This is a genomic window from Rheinheimera soli (assembly GCF_021290985.1).
GTDB lineage: Bacteria > Pseudomonadota > Gammaproteobacteria > Enterobacterales > Alteromonadaceae > Pararheinheimera > Pararheinheimera soli.
On the sequence record NZ_JAJOYU010000011.1, the window covers coordinates 80,309 to 98,457 of the forward strand.

Below are 18,149 nucleotides of genomic sequence, written 5' to 3' on the forward strand. Positions count from 1 at the left end.
TATGGATGCAGATGATGAAAGAGGCTGACGTGAGCAGTTTGAATAAGCAAACAAATCAAAGCACAGATTATCAACTTTGGGTGAAGCGCTCTGGTTATCTGACTCTGACCTTCGCATTGACTATTTTAGTGCTGAAGTTATGGGCCGTACTAGCCACGAACTCGAGCTCTGTGCTGGCTTCATTTACGGATGCATCGCTGGATTTATTGGTCTCGGTATTAAACTTTGCGGTACTGAGTTACGCACTGCGTCCTGCGGATAGCAACCATAGTTTTGGTCATGGCAAAGCCGAAGCTGTAATGGCTTTGTTGCAGGCAGCTTTTTTAACCGGAGCCGCTTTGCTGTTATTCACCCAAACGGTGAGCCGCTTTCATCAAACCGGAGTTGTGCAGCAACTGGTTTTTGGTATGTGGATCACTGTGCTTTGCGCTGTCTTAACTTTGAGTTTGGTGTTGATCCAGCGCTGGATTATCCGGCGCACAGGCTCTTTGGCTGTGAAAGCTGATTTATTACATTACCGCAGTGATTTGCTGATGAACCTGTTGGTGTTGGTGGCGCTATTTCTGACCAGCCAGAATTTTTTATGGGTAGATAATCTGGTAGCGGCACTGATCTGTGGTTATTTACTGTACAGCGCTGTAGTGCTGGCTAAAGAAGCCTTGCAGCATTTGTTAGACGAGCAACTGCCAGTTGAACAATTGCAGCGTATCAAAGACACAGTACTAACCCAAACCGAAGTGCTGGCGGTCGAACAACTAAAAACCCGCCAGGCGGGGCCTGCAGTATTTATTCAGCTACGGCTGGTGTTACAGGATGATTTATCTTTACTGGCGGCTCATGCCATAGTGGATCGCGCTGAGCAGCAACTGATGGCCTTGTATAAACAGGCGGAAGTGATTATTCACGCTGAGCCTTATTCAGAATCTGAGTTAAAGCAGAAGTGATGATTCGGGCTGAGTTTGATATTCATAGTCCAACTTGAAGAAAAAACCTATTTAGCGCTCTGAACAACTGGTCACGCAGTGCATCGCTTTCAAAAATAATTTCGTGCAAGGCGCCTTCAATCTTTACTAACTCAGCGGACGGATGTTTTTGTTGATAGCGCTGTTGTTGTTCATTATCCACTACCGGGTCTGCAGTCGCCTGAATAATCAGTTGAGGTAAAGACAAAGCCGGTGCTTGTTGTAACTCTTCAATAGCAAGCAAAGCCTGGGTCAACCAACGGCAGGACACTCCGCCTAATTGCAGTTCAGGCTGCTCAAGATACATCTGCCGAAACTGCTGATAACGCACCTGGCTGTGTGTCAGATGATTGCCGGTAAATGGCCTGTCTTTATAGCGGCTTTGGCCCGGGAAATACCAATTTTGGCTGCTACATAGCCTGTTTAGTCTAGCCATCAGCTGGGCAAAAGGCTCAGCTATTGCTTTTGGTAAAGGATGACTTCTTATACCAAACATAGGGGAGCAATACACAGCCCCAATCAGCCCATGCTGTGCATATTGCTGCAGATAACGGCATAAAATGGCGCTGCCCATTGAATGAGCCAGCCCCAGCAAAGGTGCCTGCTGCTGCGGCAGAATATGACACTGTAACCAGAGCGCAAAATCCTGCACATAATGCTGAAAATCAACCACGTCGCCTAAATGCCGATCCGGGTTTATTCTATCTGACAAACCCTGACCTCTGTGATCAATCAGATGCACAGTAAAACCGGCCTGATATAAATCAAAACAGAATTCCTGATACTTCTGGCTGGCTTCAATCCGTCCGGGTGACAGCACTATTTCAGCTCTGGGCGCTGGATGGCGAAAACTGCTGTAACAAAGCCGGGTTTGATCAAAACTCAAAAAAGACTGATGCTGGCCTTGTCGCCAGAATTGCTGTAGCAAAGGCAATGCAGATGCCAGTTGTTCTTCAGTAAAACTGGCAGACAGAGGTTGAATCTTTGTATCAGGCAAAGGGCCGTCCTTCGTTGTGCAGGGGTAACAGAATACGGATCACTAAACCACCGGTTTCAGGCACTGTAGCACTAATGCTGCCCTGATGTTGCCGTATGGCTGAAGCTGCAATAGCCAAACCAAGGCCTGTGCCATTCTGGTGTTCACGCACTGCGGATACCCGGTAAAAAGGTGCAAAAATTTGCGATAAGCTCTCTGCTGGCACGCCTGGTCCCTGATCCTGGATCAGTAACTCCAGCTGCTGTTCGTGCTGCTTGAGTGTGCATAAAATCAGGCTTTGCTCCGGGCTGTATTTAATGGCATTACGCAGTACGTTTTCAATAGCACGGCCTAATAAACGTTGATCGGCATCCAGCCAGCACTCTTCAGGCGCATTCAGATGGACCTGCTGTTGTTTAGCGTCGGCTTCGAGCTGATTCAGTTCAATAATGGCATTGAGCAACTCAGTTAAATCCAGTTGCTGTTTTTCCAGAGGGTATTGACCTGCGTCCAGTCGGCTGAAGGTTAAGAGTTCGTCCAGCAGTTGATCGAGCAACTTCAATTCCATTTCAATACGTTGTAACTGAGGATGATCACCTTGTCGTTGCTGCAACGCCAGCGCCAGTTGTGAGCGGGTGAGCGGAGATCGGAGCTCATGCGACACATCCCGCAATAAACGCTGCTGGTTATGGATCAGGTTTTCTATCTGAGCGGCCATGGTATTAAAGCCCCGGCCTAAATCGCCCAGTTCATCTTTACGCGCAGCCAGCGCTGTTACCCTGTTGTCCAGCTCACCTTGAGCAAATTTTAAATGGCTGCTACTTAGTTCACGCAAAGGTCGGGTAATGGACAAGGCCAGAATTAAGCTGGCGACGGCAGATACGGCCAGCAACAATATCAGCAAAAAGCCTTCCGGTAATGCATGCAGTTGCCACCAGGCTTGTTCTGGCCGTTGTTTTAGCTGAAATAAGGCGACATTTTTATCCGAAGCCACGATCACTAATGGCCCCATCACAAAAGTATTTTTATACACCAGCATACGGGGCCTGTTGAGTTGCGATAGCTCAGTCAACCAGTTCGGGTCGAAGTTTTTCGGTAGAGCCTCCGGATTCAGCAACTGATTATTGTCTACATCGACCATCAGCCAGCGGCCTTTGTATTTGCGTTCCAAATCCTGTTGTAATCGGGTGAGATTGGCAATTGGTTGAAAATGTTCTTTCAGATGCCTGAATTGTTCAGCCACAGGGTGGGGTAAACGCCGTATTTCCGTTTGTTCAGGCCAACCTCTGGCCAGTAAAATAGCGCCAGCTACAGCCACAGACAATACCAGCCAGAACCATAAAAATATGCGGCCCGCCAGATAATTCACCGGGTTACAGCGCGACCAGTTCATCAGTTCTCACCCTGAAGTAACAGATAACCTAAGCCTCTTAAGGTCTGAATTTTTTCACCTTCATCATACTGAGCAATTTTTTTGCGGATATTACTGATATGCATATCCAGGCTGCGATCGTACAGCTGCAATCTTTTCCCTAAAGCCAATTGGCTTAAATCTTCTTTACTGACCACATCACCCGCATGGCGCATCAATAGCTCAAGAATTTGATATTCGGTGGCTGTTAATACCAAAGGGTTATCCAGCACACAGATTTGGCGTTTGGCGCTATCGAGTTTCAACTGATTCACCTGCAAAGAACTGGCTTGAGGTTGCTGCTGTTGTTGCACCAACTCGACCCGGCGCAAAATAGCTTTAATGCGCGCCACCAGCTCTCTTGGGCTAAAAGGTTTCGCCAGATAATCATCAGCGCCCAGCTCCAGGCCAACCACCCGGTCAATTTCATCCCCCCGGGCTGTGAGCATCAACACAGGGCAGTAGCTATGCTGGCGTAACTGCTTCAGCACTGTTAAACCGTCCATGCCGGGCAACATAATATCTAACAATACCAATTGAAAGGCGTTGGATTTGGCAAGTTCAAGACCTTCAGGCCCCTGATGCACAGCAGTAAACTGATAACCATCCAGCTGCAGGTATTCCGCCACCAGTTGGGTCAGAGCTACATCATCATCAATCATCAATATAGAAGTCATTTCAGCTCCGGGCTGTTTTTTTGCCAGTGTAAAAGACAAGGCCATCTTGTTGCAGTCCTTTACACAACCTTTACGTTGGCTTTGCGCTGCTTTGCATTCAGTGTCGTAAGCTATCACTGTCGCAATACAGCCCAAACGAGGAAAGACACTATGAAACATTCTACAGTGATTGCATTATTATTCAGTGGTTTAGTTGCCGCAACCAGCATCAGCAGCTTTGCAGGTCCTGAACGTGGTCATCAAGGCCATGGCCCGGCAGCCGGCTTCCATATGAAAGCCTTAAAAGGCCTGGATTTAACCGAAGCGCAAAAAGCTCAGATTAAAACTCTGATGGAACAACACCGCGCCACTATGCCAAAACGTGGTGAAGCGAAACCAGAAATGGATCAGTTAAAAGCCTTGGTACAAGCGGATAGTTTTGATGAAGCAGCGGTACGGGCTTTATTAGAGTCCAAACAAAAAGACAGACTGGATCACGAAGTGGCCCGCGCCAAATTACAGTTTGAGATCAACCAGGTACTGACGGTTGAGCAAAAAGCTAAACAGGCAGAGCGCCAACAGAAATGGCAGGAAAAAGCCAAAGCAAAGGCAGAAGCCAGAGCTGAAGCCAAGTCTTAAGTTGTAGTCTTAGAAAACGGCAGTCTGTTTAACAGGCTGCCGTTTTTTTATGGGAAGGAGAGCAGTTTGCAGATCAGACACAGGATAGTTTTCCGCTTTCCTAAAACCCACGACACTGCTACCTTAGCGGTTTTTACATTGTGGGGGTAAACCGATGAAAAAGAGCCTGTCGTATCTGAACTGGAGTTTGCGGCGTTTAAAGTGGAGCGGTGTGTTCAGTTTTTTGCTTGCAGCTATCGCGGTGGCCGTTTTTGTCTGGTTTCCTAAATACACGGTGCAAAGTGATGGCTCCGATTTGTTGCAGGTTCCTGCCGTACTAAGTGGTATGAATTGCGATGCCGATTTAGGCGGTAAAGGTACTATTTATTTAAAAAGCAGCTTGTCGACCGAATGGTTACCTCTGCAAGGCAGACAGGACTGCGACAATACCCAGCAGTTGTACGGCTTTTTAAACAGAGAAAACCAGCTGATATTTTTTATTGAAAATAAAGTAGGTGACTTTTTAATCCATGGCATCCGCTCTTCGGCGACCAATAAAAAGTTGTTGTGGCCAGAAGACAACATCATTGTGATGCAAAAATGGAACAGTCTGCCGCTGGTGCTGGCTTTTATGTTTTTGGTTTGTGGTGTGATGTTCTGGCGCGCCTACGCGCAGCGCACTGAATACTAAATCAAGCTGGATTCGGAACAACTTGTGGCTGAAGTTGTTCCGTCAGCCATTGAATAAACTGCTCTACAGCAGTAGCTTGCACACTGTCGGCTTTGTAATGCAACTGATACTGGCCCCAGGGCAACTGATAACTAAACTGACGCAAGGCAATCAGCTGGCCTGCGGCTACTGCAGGTCCGGCAATAAAATCATTCGACAAAGCAAAGCCGCTGCCACAACTGACGGCTTTTGTTGCCAATAACGCCAGATTGACATAACGCAATTGCAAAGCCGCAGGGCTGCGCAGCTGTTGATGCTGACACCATAACTGCCAGTCTTCGCCTGTTTCCGAGCTATACAGCGGGTAATCCAGTAGCTCTGCTGCTTCTGCGCCAGTTAATAACTGAAACTGTGCCGGCGCACAAACCGGGTACCAAAACTCTGTGCGTAATTGCTGACTGACAAAGCCAGCAGGGGCGGGCCAGGTGCCCAGGATCATATCGTACTGCTCTGCATCGGCATGGTGCGCCATAGACGCCATATCCAATAAGGTGTCCAGGTTAGGATAACGCTGTTTAAATAATTCCAGTCGGGGGCCAGCCATTCCACTGCAATAGAAGTTTGTGCCAGAATTTTTAACTGCACAGGAGGCTGATTTAATAAATGCTGAGTGACAGAGTTCAGCCGGACAAAACAATCCCGCACTACGGAATACAGCATATCGCCAGACTGGGTCAGCTCTACGCTTTTGTTTTGCCGCAGCAACAAAGGCTGGCCGATAAAGTCTTCCAACAGTTTCACCTGATGACTGATGGCGCTTTGTGTGACAAACAGCTGTTCTGCGGCTTTGCTGAAGCTTTTTAGTCGTGCAGTGGCTTCAAAGGCCTGCAGTGCTTTCAGTGGAGGTAACATAGATGAACTCAATTCATGGGTTGTTGAGTTTATATCATTTTAATTCATGTAATCACAGTCGCATACTCAGCACATCAGTTGAAAACCGGAGTAGATGATGAGTCAGATAGGTGGTCAAACCAAACAACAGGCGCTGGACAGCTTAAGCCCAATGACGGCGGGTGTGCAGCCTATAGGGCTGGCGGAATACCAGGCTCGGATCAAAATGGCTCAGCAGTTGATGCGTCAGCACGGCATCGATGTGTTGTATCTGAATGCCGGCACTAATTTAAGTTACTTCACAGGCACGGTTTGGTATGCCAGCGAAAGGTTAGTGGGGGCCCTGCTATTTGCAGAAGGACCGGCTGAAGGTGAACTGCTGTATATCAGCCCTGTGTTTGAAATTCCTACGCTCAGCGGTTTTCAGGTGGTACAGGGCGAAGTGCTGGGCTGGCAAGAGCACGAAAACCCCTATCAATTGCTGCTTGATAGCGTCAAACGCATTTGTCATAAAGCAGATCCTGTGCTGGCTTTGGATGACAGCAGCGCATTTTTCATTTTTGAAGGCTTACGTCAGGCCAATCCACAGCAGCAGATAGTCAGTGGTAAAGTCATTACTCAGGGCTGCAGGGCGCAAAAGTCAGAGGCAGAACTCGCTATTATGCAACGGGCTATGGATATGACACTGGCAGTGCATCAAGCCGTCGCCAGTATCTTGTATGAAGGCATCAGTACCACTGAAGTAGAAGCTTTTATCAACGAAGCACATCGTAAAGTAGGAGCCAGTGGATCCTATTTTTGTATCGTATTGTTTGGTCCTGATTCAGCTTACCCACATGGCGTGAAAACACCTAAAAGCCTTGAAGCTGGCGATATGGTATTGATTGATACTGGCTGTCGTTTGTTGGGTTATGTCTCTGATATTACTCGTAGTTATGTCTTTGGCACGCCCTCTGATCGTCAGCGTGAAATCTGGGCTGTAGAAAAAGCGGCTCAGGCTGCTGCTTTTAGCGCAGCAAAGTTGGGTATGGCTTGTGGTCTGGTGGATGCAGCTGCGCGCCAAGTATTGGAAGCTCATGGCTTAGGGCCGGATTATGCACTGCCGGGTTTACCGCACAGAACTGGCCATGGCATTGGCATGGATATTCATGAAGGCCCCTATTTGGTGCGTAATGAACATACTTTATTGGCGCCAGGTATGTGTTTCAGTAACGAACCTATGATCTGTGTGCCGGGTGAGTTTGGTGTACGGCTGGAAGATCATTTTTATATGACAGCTGCTGGTCCTCGCTGGTTTACACAACCCTCCGTCAGTATTGATCAACCTTTCGCTTAAGCCCAAACAAACCAGCCGTATCTGACGGCTGGTTTTACCTTTGGTTGTATCCGGTAACTTTTGCCAACCTAACCATTACAAATGGTCACAGGGTTTTTTCCAGTTGTTCTTAGACTAAGCACAACTTAAGGAGATCTCTGATGAAGCGTTTAGCCTTTGTAGCTGGTTGTAGCTGGTTGTTCCTTTCAGGCTGTGATGTGGAGCTGATATCCGGTAAGGACAAAGCCTACAATTTTAATTTCAACTCCGGAGCTCAGGGCTGGAGTGCAGGCTTTTCTGATTATCCTGCCGACAACGCTGTTATTTACCAGTTGGAGTCCGGTATCCGCACTTTGCCGGGTGAGGCATCGACTAAAGGCTTCTACCTGTCTGGTATGAATCGCAGTGATGATTTGTTTATGTTCCTGAAAAACCAGTTTTCCGGGCTTGAACCTTCAACTAAATATTACGCCAGAGTACGACTGACCTTTTTATCCAATGCGGGTGTCAATTGTGTCGGAGTAGGGGGCGCACCAGGTGAAAGTGTTTATCTGAAGTTTGGTTACGGTGACAAAGAACCAAAACAAGAAGGTTACTATTTAAATCTGGACAAAGGTCAGCAGTCACAATCAGGCAGTCATGCCAAAGTGATAGGTGATGTTGCCGCCCAAGGCGCTGCCTGCGATGGCTCTGTATTTGCCGAAAAAACAGTTCAAACCACAACCAGTCAGCGCATTCCTTTGTACAGTGATGGACAGGGCAGGGTCTGGGTCTTTGTTGGTACAGATTCTGGCTACGAAGGCTTAACTTCGCTGTATTACAAAAGCATAGAAGTTGCGCTCGAACCTTTTTGAACGCAATTCAGTTTCCTGCCGGCCAGATGGAATGATGTGCCATCTGGCTGGTTTTTTTATGGCAGGGAAGTAGAAGCTCTCCTACTCCATATTCAGCTCTTTCAATTTACGGGTTAAGGTATTACGACCCCAGCCTAAACGTTTAGCCGCATCTTGTTTGTGGCCATGGGTATAATGCAACGCCTGTTGCAGCACAATTTTTTCAAATTCAGGTCCTGCTTCAGCCAGAATGTTTTCCTCACCGGCATTGAGTTTCTGACTGACCCAGGCGGCTAAAGCGTCTTGCCAGCTTTGTTGGCCGCCAGCTGTGGAACTTATCATCACTTTTGGCGCACTGGTAAGTTCTGGCGGTAAGTCGGATAACAGTACTTGTTTGCCACTGGCCATGACTGTTAACCAGCGACAGCTGTTTTCCAATTGGCGTACGTTACCTGGCCAGTCGAGCTGAGCTAAAAACTTCTCAGTTTCACTAGCCAAGCTTTTCGCTTCAACATTCAGCTCACGGGCTGCCTGTTGCAGGAAATGCTGGGCCAGTTTGGGAATATCCTGTTTGCGATCTTTTAATGCCGGAATTTGAATACGGATCACGTTCAGACGGTGAAACAAGTCTTCGCGGAATTTACCTTCAGCTACCAGCACCTCCAGATTCTGGTGAGTAGCTGCAATAATACGTACATCCACGCTAATGCCCTGATGACCACCGACCCGATAAAACTGACCGTCAGCCAATACCCTTAATAAACGGGTTTGCACATCCAGTGGCATATCGCCAATTTCATCCAGGAATAAAGTGCCGCCATCGGCTTGCTCAAAGCGGCCTTTACGCAAATTGGCCGCACCGGTAAAAGCGCCTTTTTCATGGCCAAACAGCTCAGACTCAATCAAATCTTTTGGAATAGCCGCCATATTCAGCGCGATAAAAGGTTGCTCTGAGCGCGGGCTGTGTTTATGCAGCGCATGAGCCACCAATTCTTTACCAGTGCCTGACTGGCCATTAATCAGCACGCTGATACTGGAACGCGATAAGCGACCAATGGCGCGAAACACTTCCTGCATAGCAGGAGCTTCGCCAATAATTTCCGGCACTTCAGTTTGCACTACAGCCTGTTGTTTTGGCTGTTTGGCCTGACTATGAGCCAAAGCACGCTGAATAAGCGACACAGCTTCATTAATATCAAAAGGCTTGGGCAGGTATTCAAAAGCGCCTTTTTTAAAGGCGTTGACTGCACTGTCCAGGTCGGAGTGTGCAGTCATAATAATTACAGGCAACTCGGGGGATAATTCCTGCAACTTGGTCAACAGCGCCATACCATCAGTGCCTGGCATCCGGATGTCGGATACCACTACTGTAGGTTGTTCATACTGCAGACGTTGCAACATTAAATCGGCCGAAGCATAGCTTTCGCAGGCAATATCAGCCCTGGCTAACGCCTTTTCCAATACCCAGCGGATCGAGTTGTCATCATCAATAATCCAGACTACTTGCTGCATTCTTCTTCTCCAGAGTTATTGAGCGGTAAATACAAAGTAAAAGCGGTTTGCCCGGGCCAGCTTTCGCAGTCAATCCAGCCACCATGTTGATGGATCAGGGTTTGAGCTATCGACAAACCAAGGCCTGTACCACCAGGTTTGCCTGTGACCATAGGGAAAAATAAGGTGTCTTTAATTTCAGGTGGAATACCAGGACCATTGTCTATGACTTTAATGGCAGCCACTAAACGATGGCGACGGCCATGAATGGTGTGCTGATTTAAGATCCGGGTTTGTAAGGTGATTTGGCCACCTTCAGTCAGCACCTGCTGGGCGTTGCCAACAATATTTAATAAGGCCTGTTCAATCAGTTCAGGATCAAAGGAAAAGTCCGGAATACTCGGATCGTAATCGCGCACAAACTGCACATGAGTAGGGTTATCCATTTGTGCCAACTGACTAACGCGCTCCAGTACCTGATGCACGTTAGATATTTTTTTACTCGGCGCTTTGTAGGGACCTAACAAACGGTCGACCAGATTACGTAACCGGTCCGCCTGGGCAATAATTAGCTGAGTGTATTCTTTTTGATCCTCATTCAACGATTCTTCCAGCAACTGAGCTGCACCACGCAAACCACCTAAAGGGTTTTTAATTTCGTGAGCTAAACCGCGGATCAATTCACGAGCTGCTAAATGCTGATGCTGTTGCAAACTTTCCAGACTGATTTTGCGTTGCTGATCCACTTGACGTAGTTCTAGCATCAAAGCTAAATGGGGTTGTTCAATTAGATTGACTGTGACATCCAGCAGAATATGCCGTCCATCCAGCAACACGGCCTGCACATCGCTGATACCAAAACCCTGCCGGTTTTGCAGTGCTGTTAAAAAGAAACTGGAGGTTAAATCTGTGTATTGAAACAAGGTAAAAAAATACTGCTGCGCCAGTCGTTTTTCGCCCACACCAAACATCGCTGAACTGGCGGTATTAAAATACTGCACCTGCAACTGGCTATCCAGCACCAATATGGCGGTGCTGAGCTGATCGGTAAAGTCGGTGGTGGAAAAATCCATCGTCTTTTGTTGTTGGGTCACTGCGCTCACCTATTGCACCAAAATGGTGCTTTAATTTCACAGTGTACTGTAAAATCGGACGGATCACCGTCAAAACGCACTATTTTGGTGTAGCTATTGTAGTTTTACGTAAATAAAAGGTTGTGACAGGACTTTCTGCAATTAGCTTGCCGTTTTGATCGAGTGCTTGTAACCGGAGTTGATGTTCGCCCCGTTCCACTCCCAGCAAGCGGAAGTTGCTGCTTTGCTGCAAGGGGCTGTAGTGACTATTATCCAGTACTAAACGTAGCTTGTGATGGTCGGCAAGTTCAGGGCTGACATCGCTTTGCACCACCACTTCGCCCTGGTTGGAAATCACGCTGTCTTCTTGAGCAGGCGCCAATATCGTCAACTGGTAAAGCGGAACTTCCTCAGTTAAAGAGGCCAGTGGGTCGATTTGAGTGGCTTGTTGTGGCTGTTGGCTTTGCAGAGATACTTTTAATTCCAGTTTTTTAGAACCGGCAACAGCTTTGTCTGAATACAGTGGCACGCCATTTTTATCGACGCTGACATAAACCTGCTGCGCAAATGCGTTGGTGCAAAATGCAGTGGTGCAGAGTAAAACAAAAAACAGCATCAGCTTGTTCATGTAAATCCGGATTATGGTCGCAGCTGTATTTACTCTAATCCGTCTGGGCATGGATCTCAAATTCCAGCCAAAGAAAAACCCGCGACAGGCGCGGGTTTCGATGTATAAAACAGCGAGTTAACTATGAATTAAACGCTGTAGTACAGTTCATATTCCAGTGGGTGCACTGCAACAGATACACGTTTGGCTTCAGCACGTTTCAGTTCGATGTAGGCATCGATCATCGCGTCAGACATTACGCCGCCTTTAGTGTAGATAGCGCGGTTTGCATCTAAAGCATCCAGAGCTTCGTCTAAAGAACCACACACCTGAGGGATCAGTGCTTCTTCTTCTGGTGGCAGGTCATACAAGTCTTTGTCCATGGCATCGCCTGGGTGGATCTTGTTCTGAATACCATCTAAACCAGCCATTAACTGAGCTACGAAAGCTAAGTAAGGGTTAGCTGCCGGATCCGGGAAACGCACTTCAATACGACGTGCTTTAGCACTTGGTACCAGTGGGATACGGATAGAAGCTGAACGGTTACGGGCTGAGTAAGCCAGCATAACAGGAGCTTCAAAGTGTGGCACTAAACGCTTATACGAGTTAGTAGAAGGGTTAGTGAAGGCATTGATTGATTTAGCATGTTTGATGATACCGCCGATGTAGTACAGGGCAGTTTCTGACAAACCAGCATATTTATCACCAGCAAACAGGTTTACACCATCTTTTGCTAATGACTGGTGACAGTGCATACCTGAACCGTTATCGCCAACCAGTGGTTTTGGCATAAAGGTTACAGTTTTGCCGTACAGGTTAGCTACGTTTTGAATCACGTATTTTAAAACCTGAGTTTCGTCAGCTTTTTTAGTTAATGTATTAAAACGGGTAGCTATTTCGTTTTGACCTGCAGTTGCAACTTCATGGTGGTGAGCTTCAACCACCTGACCCATTTCTTCCAGCACTACACACATAGCGCTACGGATATCGTGGTGTTGATCTACTGGTGGTAACGGGAAGTAACCGCCTTTGATACCAGGACGGTGAGCTTTATTACCGCCTTCGTATACTTTGTCTGAGTTCCATGCTGCTTCAGCTGAGTCGATAGCGAAGAAAGCTGTAGACATAGTATTTTTGAAACGCACGTCATCAAACATGAACCATTCTGGCTCAGGTCCAAACAATACAGTGTCAGCAATACCGGTTGACTTCAGGTACTCTTCAGCACGTTTAGCGATTGAACGCGGGCAACGCTCGTAACCTTGCATAGTACTTGGTTCGATCACGTCACAAGTAATATTTACTGTAGTTTCTTCAGAGAAAGGGTCCAGTAACATGGTGTCTGCCTGAGGCATCAGGATCATGTCTGAATCATTTATACCTTTCCAGCCGGCAATAGAAGAACCGTCAAACATTTTGCCGTCTTCGAAGAAATCTTCGTTGATCTGGCTGACTGGAATAGTCACGTGTTGTTCTTTACCTTTGGTATCTGTAAAGCGTAAATCAACGAATCTTACGTCGTTCTCTTTGATAAAACTCAGTACTGTAGATGCAGACATGCATTCCTCCGGTTTGTGCTGTTGACGGGTGCCATAAAGCACCTGTTTTTATAATGCTGGCTTAGGCCAAAGCTTTGCGCTTTGTAATGCCATTCTTATGCCAAAGATTTATGATGTTGATTTGTAACGACTTTCAGTTGTGCTTCCCCGCAATGATTCATGCCTGTGCATTATATTGGTGCAATGTTGCTTCATTGTGATGCAAAAGCCCCAGCCTGGTGCTTTTTCAAATAAACACGCCTTAAAATAGCAAGTTTCATCCCGTTGTCATTGAAAAGCGTTGAAATTCATCGTTTAGTTACAGTGGAGTAAAAATAAGCCACAGCAGATCACAGTTATTTTTTCTTTCTGCGTAAAAACAGAGTAGAATACGCGCCCTTGAATTCGAACAACTTTTAGTCAATGCCTAGTAGTCAAGATTATGGTCAGCTAGTGCCACAGAGGAAATATAAATGAGCGGAACCGCTTCAGCGATCGAAAAACTGCGTAATGTCGCCATTATCGCGCACGTTGACCATGGTAAAACAACTTTGGTAGACAAATTGCTGCAACAGTCAGGCACTTTTGATGCCCGCGCCAAGTTGCAGGAACGTGTCATGGACTCCAATGCCCAGGAATCCGAACGCGGTATAACCATTTTGGCAAAAAATACTTCAGTACGCTGGAACGGTTACCACATCAACATTCTGGACACTCCAGGTCACGCCGATTTCGGTGGTGAAGTTGAACGTGTATTGTCTATGGCTGACTCTGTATTGTTATTAGTTGACGCTGTTGAAGGCCCAATGCCACAAACGCGTTTCGTCACTCAAAAAGCTTTTGCCCACGGTTTAAAGCCTATTGTTGTTGTGAATAAAATTGACCGTCCGGGCGCACGTCCTGATTGGGTTATTGACCAGGTATTCGATCTGTTTGACAACTTAGGCGCAACTGACGAGCAGTTAGATTTCCCTATCGTTTACGCATCAGCCATCAATGGTTGGGCGACTCTGGATTACAACGAGCCAAAAACAGATATCAACGATTTGTTCGCAGCTATTGTTGAGCACGTAGCTCCGCCAAAAGTTGAACTGAACGGTGATACTCAAATTCAGGTATCTCAGCTGGATTACTCCAGCTACTTAGGCATTATCGGTATCGGTCGTATCAAACGCGGTACATTAAAGCCTAACCAGCAAGTGACAGTGATTGGTGCCGATGGCAATAAACGTAACGCTAAAGTCGGCCAGGTTTTTGGTTACTTAGGTCTGGAGCGTATTGAAGCCACTGAAGCTAACGCAGGTGACATTGTTGCGTTCACAGGTTTAGGCGAGCTGAAAATCTCTGATACCATTTGTGCTCCAAACAACCTGGATCCATTGCCAGCTCTGCAAGTAGACGAACCAACAGTGACTATGACCTTCCAGGTCAACACCTCTCCGTTTGCTGGTAAAGAAGGTAAATTTGTTACTTCACGTCAGATTTTAGATCGCTTAAATGCTGAACTGAAACACAACGTAGCTTTACGTGTTGAAGAAACTGAAGACGGTGACAAGTTCAAAGTTTCAGGCCGTGGTGAATTACACTTAGGCGTGTTAATCGAAAACATGCGTCGTGAAGGTTTTGAACTGGCCGTATCTCGTCCTGAAGTAATCATGCGTGTCGAAGATGGCGTGAAAACTGAACCAATGGAAAACGTGACCATTGACGTGGAAGAACAGCACCAGGGTTCTATCATGGAAAAAATGGGTGAGCGTAAAGCTGACCTGACCAACATGCAACCAGATGGTAAAGGCCGTATCCGTATGGATTTCAACATGCCAAGCCGTGGTTTGATTGGTTTCCGTACTGAGTTTATGACGCTAACTTCAGGTACTGGTCTGATGTACCACAGCTTCGACTGCTACGGTCCATACAAAGGCGGTACTATCGGTCAGCGTATGAACGGTGTATTAATTTCTAACGCTACGGGTAAAGCTGCTGGTTACGCTATTTTCTCTTTGCAGGAACGTGGTCGTATGTTCATCAGCCATGCTGAAGAAGTGTATGAAGGTCAGGTGATCGGTATTCACAGCCGTAGCAACGACTTAACTGTAAACTGCTTAAAAGGCAAACAGTTAACTAACGTACGTGCTTCTGGTACTGACGAAGCAATCAACCTGGTTCCGCCAATCCGTTACGCTTTAGAACAGGCTCTGGAATTTATTGATGACGACGAACTGGTTGAAGTAACACCTGCGTCTATTCGTATCCGTAAACGCCACTTAACTGAAAACGACCGTAAACGCGCTGGCCGTGCCGGTTAATTAAGTTAGTTTAGTTTGAAATAAAAACCGCCTCAGGGCGGTTTTTTTCATTTAGCAGGCAACAAAAGTTCATTGTATTGCGCACCAATCAGAAACCAGCACAAGGACTGATGGGTTCACTGTCAGGCTTTGTCAGCAAGGTATTACATCTGAACACGTCTTGGCACAATTAATCACTTCAGACAAAGGAACAGACTGGGCTATAGTGATGTCTGTGGAATAAGAGATTGTGGATCATTGATTCAGCGTTATCTGCCATCTGTTTTGTTGAAGTATTCGTGTGTCAGGTGCAAAAAAGAAGAGGTGTATTATGCGTTTTATAAAATCAGCTGTAGTGATGCTTTCCCTACTTGCCATGAGTGCTGCAATGGCAGGTGAAGTAAAAGTGGAATACAAAGACTATAAAAAGTTTACTGATATGAAACCAGCTAACGAAGTCCGTGGCGCCTATGAAAAAAGAACTATGGCCAGCTTCGATAAAATGTTTGCAGACTTAGCAAAAGAATTACCAGAAGGTTACAGCTGGGATATCGTAGTCACAGATATAGATTTAGCAGGTGATGTGAACCATATGTTCACTCAGACAGGTCAGCAAATCCGTGTGATCAAAGAGGTCTTTATTCCACGCATCAATTTCAGTTATACCCTGCTTGATCAAAACAAGACGGTTGTAATGGAAGAGAAAGATCTGAAATTAAAAGATATGAGTTTCATGAGCAGAATTGGTACGAGCAGAGCGGATCAGGCTCTTGAGTTTGAACGTGTCATGTTAGAGCGTTGGTTTAAAGACAATATCAAACCTGTAGTGGCTTCACATCAGCAAAAAACGGCTAAATGAGATTAGCAATTTCTCTGTAAATGGCAACGGCCTCCTCCCGGCTTAACTGGCCACTGGAGGCTGCTTTTCCTATAGTGCTTGTTACCCGAATAGAATCCTGTCGGGTTTCTTCCTTCTGCGGTTGCTCTTGTGGCAAGCTGGAGATTGTTTGCTGCAATTTGTTTTGCTGTAATGTGGGTTTCAGCTCCCTTGAGAGCAAAGATCCAGGATTAGGGCGCGACGGAGTGCCGGACAAGGCTGATTGCCGAGCTTCCTGTTTGATGCTGTCTAATGACGTTGTTAAAGTGGCCATGGCGTACTCCTTCTCCTCTGTTAGAGTAGTGCAACGGCCTTTTTGCGTTAGAATAGTTTTTTATAAGAAGGTTAAAAAATAACCTATTTTGTAATGACCTGGCGGAACTCAGCTAAGGTTTTGTGTAATAGCTGAATTTGTTTGACTACTCGCTGCAAGGTGGCGGTATTAAACTGCTGAGTTTGACGCATAGCTGCAACCTGTTCAGCTGCTTCGCTTAAATAAGGCATGAATCTGTTGCTGCTGACCTGAAAACTCTTATCGTTCACAAAAATAGTCTGATAGTTGCCATGACCTTGTTGCTGGATATCGTCTAAAACTGCGTCGGCATCCAAAGCTTTGCGATACAGATCTTTTAAGTTTTGATCCAGTTGTTCCAGTAATTGATCCATGATTTTGTCTCCAAAAAATTTTCAGCATTATGCCACAGCCTGCACCAGATGCCGATTGAGCCGGGCAGCTTTTCTCTGTGAATTGGGAAAGATTGAGGCAGGCGGTTTGTTTTTGTTTTGATTTGTTATATTATCTCACTCCTTAAAAATCGGAGTGTCAATTCGTGCTAAGTCAGGTTCGCAATACGTTGGATAAAGTAGGTATAGCCATCACATCTTTGTGCGCTATCCATTGCATTATGCTGCCTGTATTATTGCCTTTATTACCGCTGTTAGGCTTAAGCGCCTGGCATAACCATGCCTTTGAGCAGGTTATTTTACTGATCACTATGGCGCTGGGTTTTATTACCTTGTTTGCTGGTTTCCACCGTTATCACAAAAAGATTTATCCTTTTTATTCGTTATTTTTAGGTGGTTTTATCTACTGGCAAAAAGATATTTTTGGCCATGACTACGAACATTACATTCTGATTGTCGGCGCATCTTTTGTGGTGCTGGCGCATATCTTAAATATACGTTTGTGTAATCAGTGCCATAGCTGCGATAGCCATAAACACTGATCTTCTTTGACGCTGTTACCAGCTTCTGGCTTGCTGCGGATAATTACAAAAAATTCCATCCACACCCAACTGCTGCATCTTTTTTGCTGTATCAGCATCATTGACTGTATACACCAAAACTTTTAAGCCACGTTGATGCGCGTCCTGTACCATCTCCTGGTTAATAAAACCTTTATCACAGTTCACTGACCATGCCCCCAGCTCTGATGCAAAGGCGGCGTAATCCAGCGGTAATGAGGCTGTTAAAGCGCCGAGTTTTAAATCAGCTCTTTGGCTTTTAACCTGTTTAAGCAAATGGTGATTAAAAGAAGATATCACTAATTTTTGCGGATCTGTATTCAGCTGTGTTTCAGCTTTTTTAAGCAGCTCCAGTAATGGTTTCGCTGTGTCTGCGCCTTTCAGTTCAATATTCAGCAGCGTCTGATTGTTCACCAGTTGCAGTACTTGCCATAAAGTCGGCACCTGTTGACCAGAGCCTGCGTCCAATTGCTGTAATTGCTTGAGCGTAAAATCCTGCAACAAGCCTGTGCCATTAGTAGTGCGATTGACATTTTCGTCATGGATCACCACTAACTCGTTTTCGACACAAAACACATCAATTTCAATACCATCAGCATTCGCCAACAGAGCTTGTTCTATCGCCAGTAAAGTGTTTTCCGGGTAAAACCCGCTGGCACCACGGTGTGCAATAATCTGCATGTGTATTCTCCGTCGCCTTGT

20 protein-coding genes are annotated in these 18,149 nt (G+C 46.2%); 8 read left to right on the forward strand and 12 right to left on the reverse strand.

What is annotated here, in order from left to right; translation table 11 throughout:
* Positions 1–11: 11 nt before the first annotated feature.
* Positions 12–944, forward strand: coding sequence for a cation diffusion facilitator family transporter (locus LSG37_RS09685; protein ID WP_233079683.1), 933 nt, complete (start codon positions 12–14; stop codon positions 942–944).
* 22 nt (positions 945–966) lie between these two features.
* Here LSG37_RS09685 and LSG37_RS09690 read toward each other — a convergent pair whose 3' ends face one another.
* The 3 genes from LSG37_RS09690 to LSG37_RS09700 are packed head-to-tail and all read right to left on the reverse strand — an operon-like array spanning position 967 to position 4,026.
* A complete protein-coding gene (locus LSG37_RS09690) occupies positions 967–1,959 on the reverse strand; it encodes an alpha/beta fold hydrolase (protein ID WP_233079684.1) in 993 nt (330 codons plus the stop codon).
* Positions 1,952–3,331: an ATP-binding protein gene (locus tag LSG37_RS09695; protein ID WP_233079685.1), complete on the reverse strand. Its 1,380-nt coding sequence runs from the start codon at positions 3,329–3,331 to the stop codon at positions 1,952–1,954. The genes LSG37_RS09690 and LSG37_RS09695 overlap by 8 nt, the downstream gene beginning before the upstream one ends.
* On the reverse strand, positions 3,331–4,026 hold the full coding sequence (locus LSG37_RS09700) for a response regulator transcription factor (protein ID WP_233079686.1): 696 nt from the start codon (positions 4,024–4,026) through the stop codon (positions 3,331–3,333). Before LSG37_RS09700 ends, LSG37_RS09695 begins: the two co-directional genes overlap by 1 nt.
* A gap of 150 nt (positions 4,027–4,176) precedes the next feature.
* Here LSG37_RS09700 and LSG37_RS09705 point away from each other — a divergent pair, with 150 nt between their 5' ends.
* On the forward strand, positions 4,177–4,644 hold the full coding sequence (locus tag LSG37_RS09705; protein ID WP_233079687.1) for a Spy/CpxP family protein refolding chaperone: 468 nt from the start codon (positions 4,177–4,179) through the stop codon (positions 4,642–4,644).
* A gap of 154 nt (positions 4,645–4,798) precedes the next feature.
* Positions 4,799–5,314, forward strand: a complete 516-nt coding sequence (locus LSG37_RS09710) for a hypothetical protein (RefSeq protein ID WP_233079688.1) — start codon at positions 4,799–4,801, stop codon at positions 5,312–5,314.
* Between the two features lies 1 nt (position 5,315).
* On the opposite strand, the gene LSG37_RS09715 is transcribed toward LSG37_RS09710, so the two are convergent.
* The gene (locus LSG37_RS09715; RefSeq protein ID WP_233079689.1) at positions 5,316–5,897 is read right to left on the reverse strand and encodes a LysR substrate-binding domain-containing protein; all 582 of its coding nucleotides are present in this window, start codon (positions 5,895–5,897) and stop codon (positions 5,316–5,318) included.
* On the reverse strand, positions 5,789–6,205 hold the full coding sequence (locus LSG37_RS09720) for a LysR family transcriptional regulator (protein WP_233079690.1): 417 nt from the start codon (positions 6,203–6,205) through the stop codon (positions 5,789–5,791). The genes LSG37_RS09715 and LSG37_RS09720 overlap by 109 nt, the downstream gene beginning before the upstream one ends.
* A gap of 97 nt (positions 6,206–6,302) precedes the next feature.
* Between LSG37_RS09720 and LSG37_RS09725 the strand changes: the two genes are divergently transcribed.
* Together LSG37_RS09725 and LSG37_RS09730 are read left to right on the forward strand one after the other, a co-directional pair.
* Positions 6,303–7,520, forward strand: a complete 1,218-nt coding sequence (locus LSG37_RS09725; RefSeq protein WP_269836543.1) for a M24 family metallopeptidase — start codon at positions 6,303–6,305, stop codon at positions 7,518–7,520.
* A 140-nt stretch (positions 7,521–7,660) separates the two neighbouring features.
* Complete coding sequence (locus tag LSG37_RS09730; RefSeq protein WP_233079692.1) at positions 7,661–8,353, forward strand: hypothetical protein; 693 nt, start codon at positions 7,661–7,663, stop codon at positions 8,351–8,353.
* 81 nt (positions 8,354–8,434) lie between these two features.
* Here LSG37_RS09730 and glnG read toward each other — a convergent pair whose 3' ends face one another.
* The 4 genes from glnG to glnA all read right to left on the reverse strand — a co-directional run bounded on the left by glnG (position 8,435) and on the right by glnA (position 13,062).
* Entirely contained in the window at positions 8,435–9,844 is a 1,410-nt protein-coding gene (glnG, locus tag LSG37_RS09735; protein WP_233079693.1) for a nitrogen regulation protein NR(I), read from the reverse strand.
* Positions 9,832–10,926, reverse strand: a complete 1,095-nt coding sequence (gene glnL, locus LSG37_RS09740) for a nitrogen regulation protein NR(II) (protein WP_233079694.1) — start codon at positions 10,924–10,926, stop codon at positions 9,832–9,834. Before glnL ends, glnG begins: the two co-directional genes overlap by 13 nt.
* Positions 10,927–10,996: 70 nt before the next feature.
* Positions 10,997–11,524 carry a DUF4124 domain-containing protein gene (locus LSG37_RS09745; protein WP_233079695.1) on the reverse strand — a complete coding sequence of 176 codons (528 nt, stop codon included), beginning with the start codon at positions 11,522–11,524 and terminating at the stop codon, positions 10,997–10,999.
* A gap of 128 nt (positions 11,525–11,652) precedes the next feature.
* On the reverse strand, positions 11,653–13,062 hold the full coding sequence (gene glnA / locus LSG37_RS09750) for a glutamate--ammonia ligase (protein WP_233079696.1): 1,410 nt from the start codon (positions 13,060–13,062) through the stop codon (positions 11,653–11,655).
* A 452-nt stretch (positions 13,063–13,514) separates the two neighbouring features.
* Here glnA and typA point away from each other — a divergent pair, with 452 nt between their 5' ends.
* Together typA and LSG37_RS09760 are read left to right on the forward strand one after the other, a co-directional pair.
* Positions 13,515–15,347 (forward strand): translational GTPase TypA, encoded by a 1,833-nt coding sequence (typA, locus tag LSG37_RS09755; protein ID WP_008899577.1) that lies wholly within the window; start codon positions 13,515–13,517, stop codon positions 15,345–15,347.
* Positions 15,348–15,657: 310 nt separating this feature from the next.
* A complete protein-coding gene (locus LSG37_RS09760; protein ID WP_233079697.1) occupies positions 15,658–16,185 on the forward strand; it encodes a DUF3016 domain-containing protein in 528 nt (175 codons plus the stop codon).
* Here LSG37_RS09760 and LSG37_RS09765 read toward each other — a convergent pair.
* Positions 16,178–16,477 carry a hypothetical protein gene (locus LSG37_RS09765; protein ID WP_233079698.1) on the reverse strand — a complete coding sequence of 100 codons (300 nt, stop codon included), beginning with the start codon at positions 16,475–16,477 and terminating at the stop codon, positions 16,178–16,180. The two genes, LSG37_RS09760 and LSG37_RS09765, sit on opposite strands and share 8 nt — an antisense overlap.
* A gap of 83 nt (positions 16,478–16,560) precedes the next feature.
* Positions 16,561–16,869, reverse strand: a complete 309-nt coding sequence (locus LSG37_RS09770) for a prephenate dehydrogenase (protein WP_233079699.1) — start codon at positions 16,867–16,869, stop codon at positions 16,561–16,563.
* 164 nt (positions 16,870–17,033) lie between these two features.
* On the opposite strand from LSG37_RS09770, the gene LSG37_RS09775 reads away from it, so the two are divergent.
* Complete coding sequence (locus tag LSG37_RS09775; protein WP_233079700.1) at positions 17,034–17,429, forward strand: MerC domain-containing protein; 396 nt, start codon at positions 17,034–17,036, stop codon at positions 17,427–17,429.
* Positions 17,430–17,444: 15 nt separating this feature from the next.
* Here LSG37_RS09775 and LSG37_RS09780 read toward each other — a convergent pair whose 3' ends face one another.
* Positions 17,445–18,128, reverse strand: coding sequence for a glycerophosphodiester phosphodiesterase (locus tag LSG37_RS09780; RefSeq protein ID WP_233079701.1), 684 nt, complete (start codon positions 18,126–18,128; stop codon positions 17,445–17,447).
* Positions 18,129–18,149: the final 21 nt, after the last annotated feature.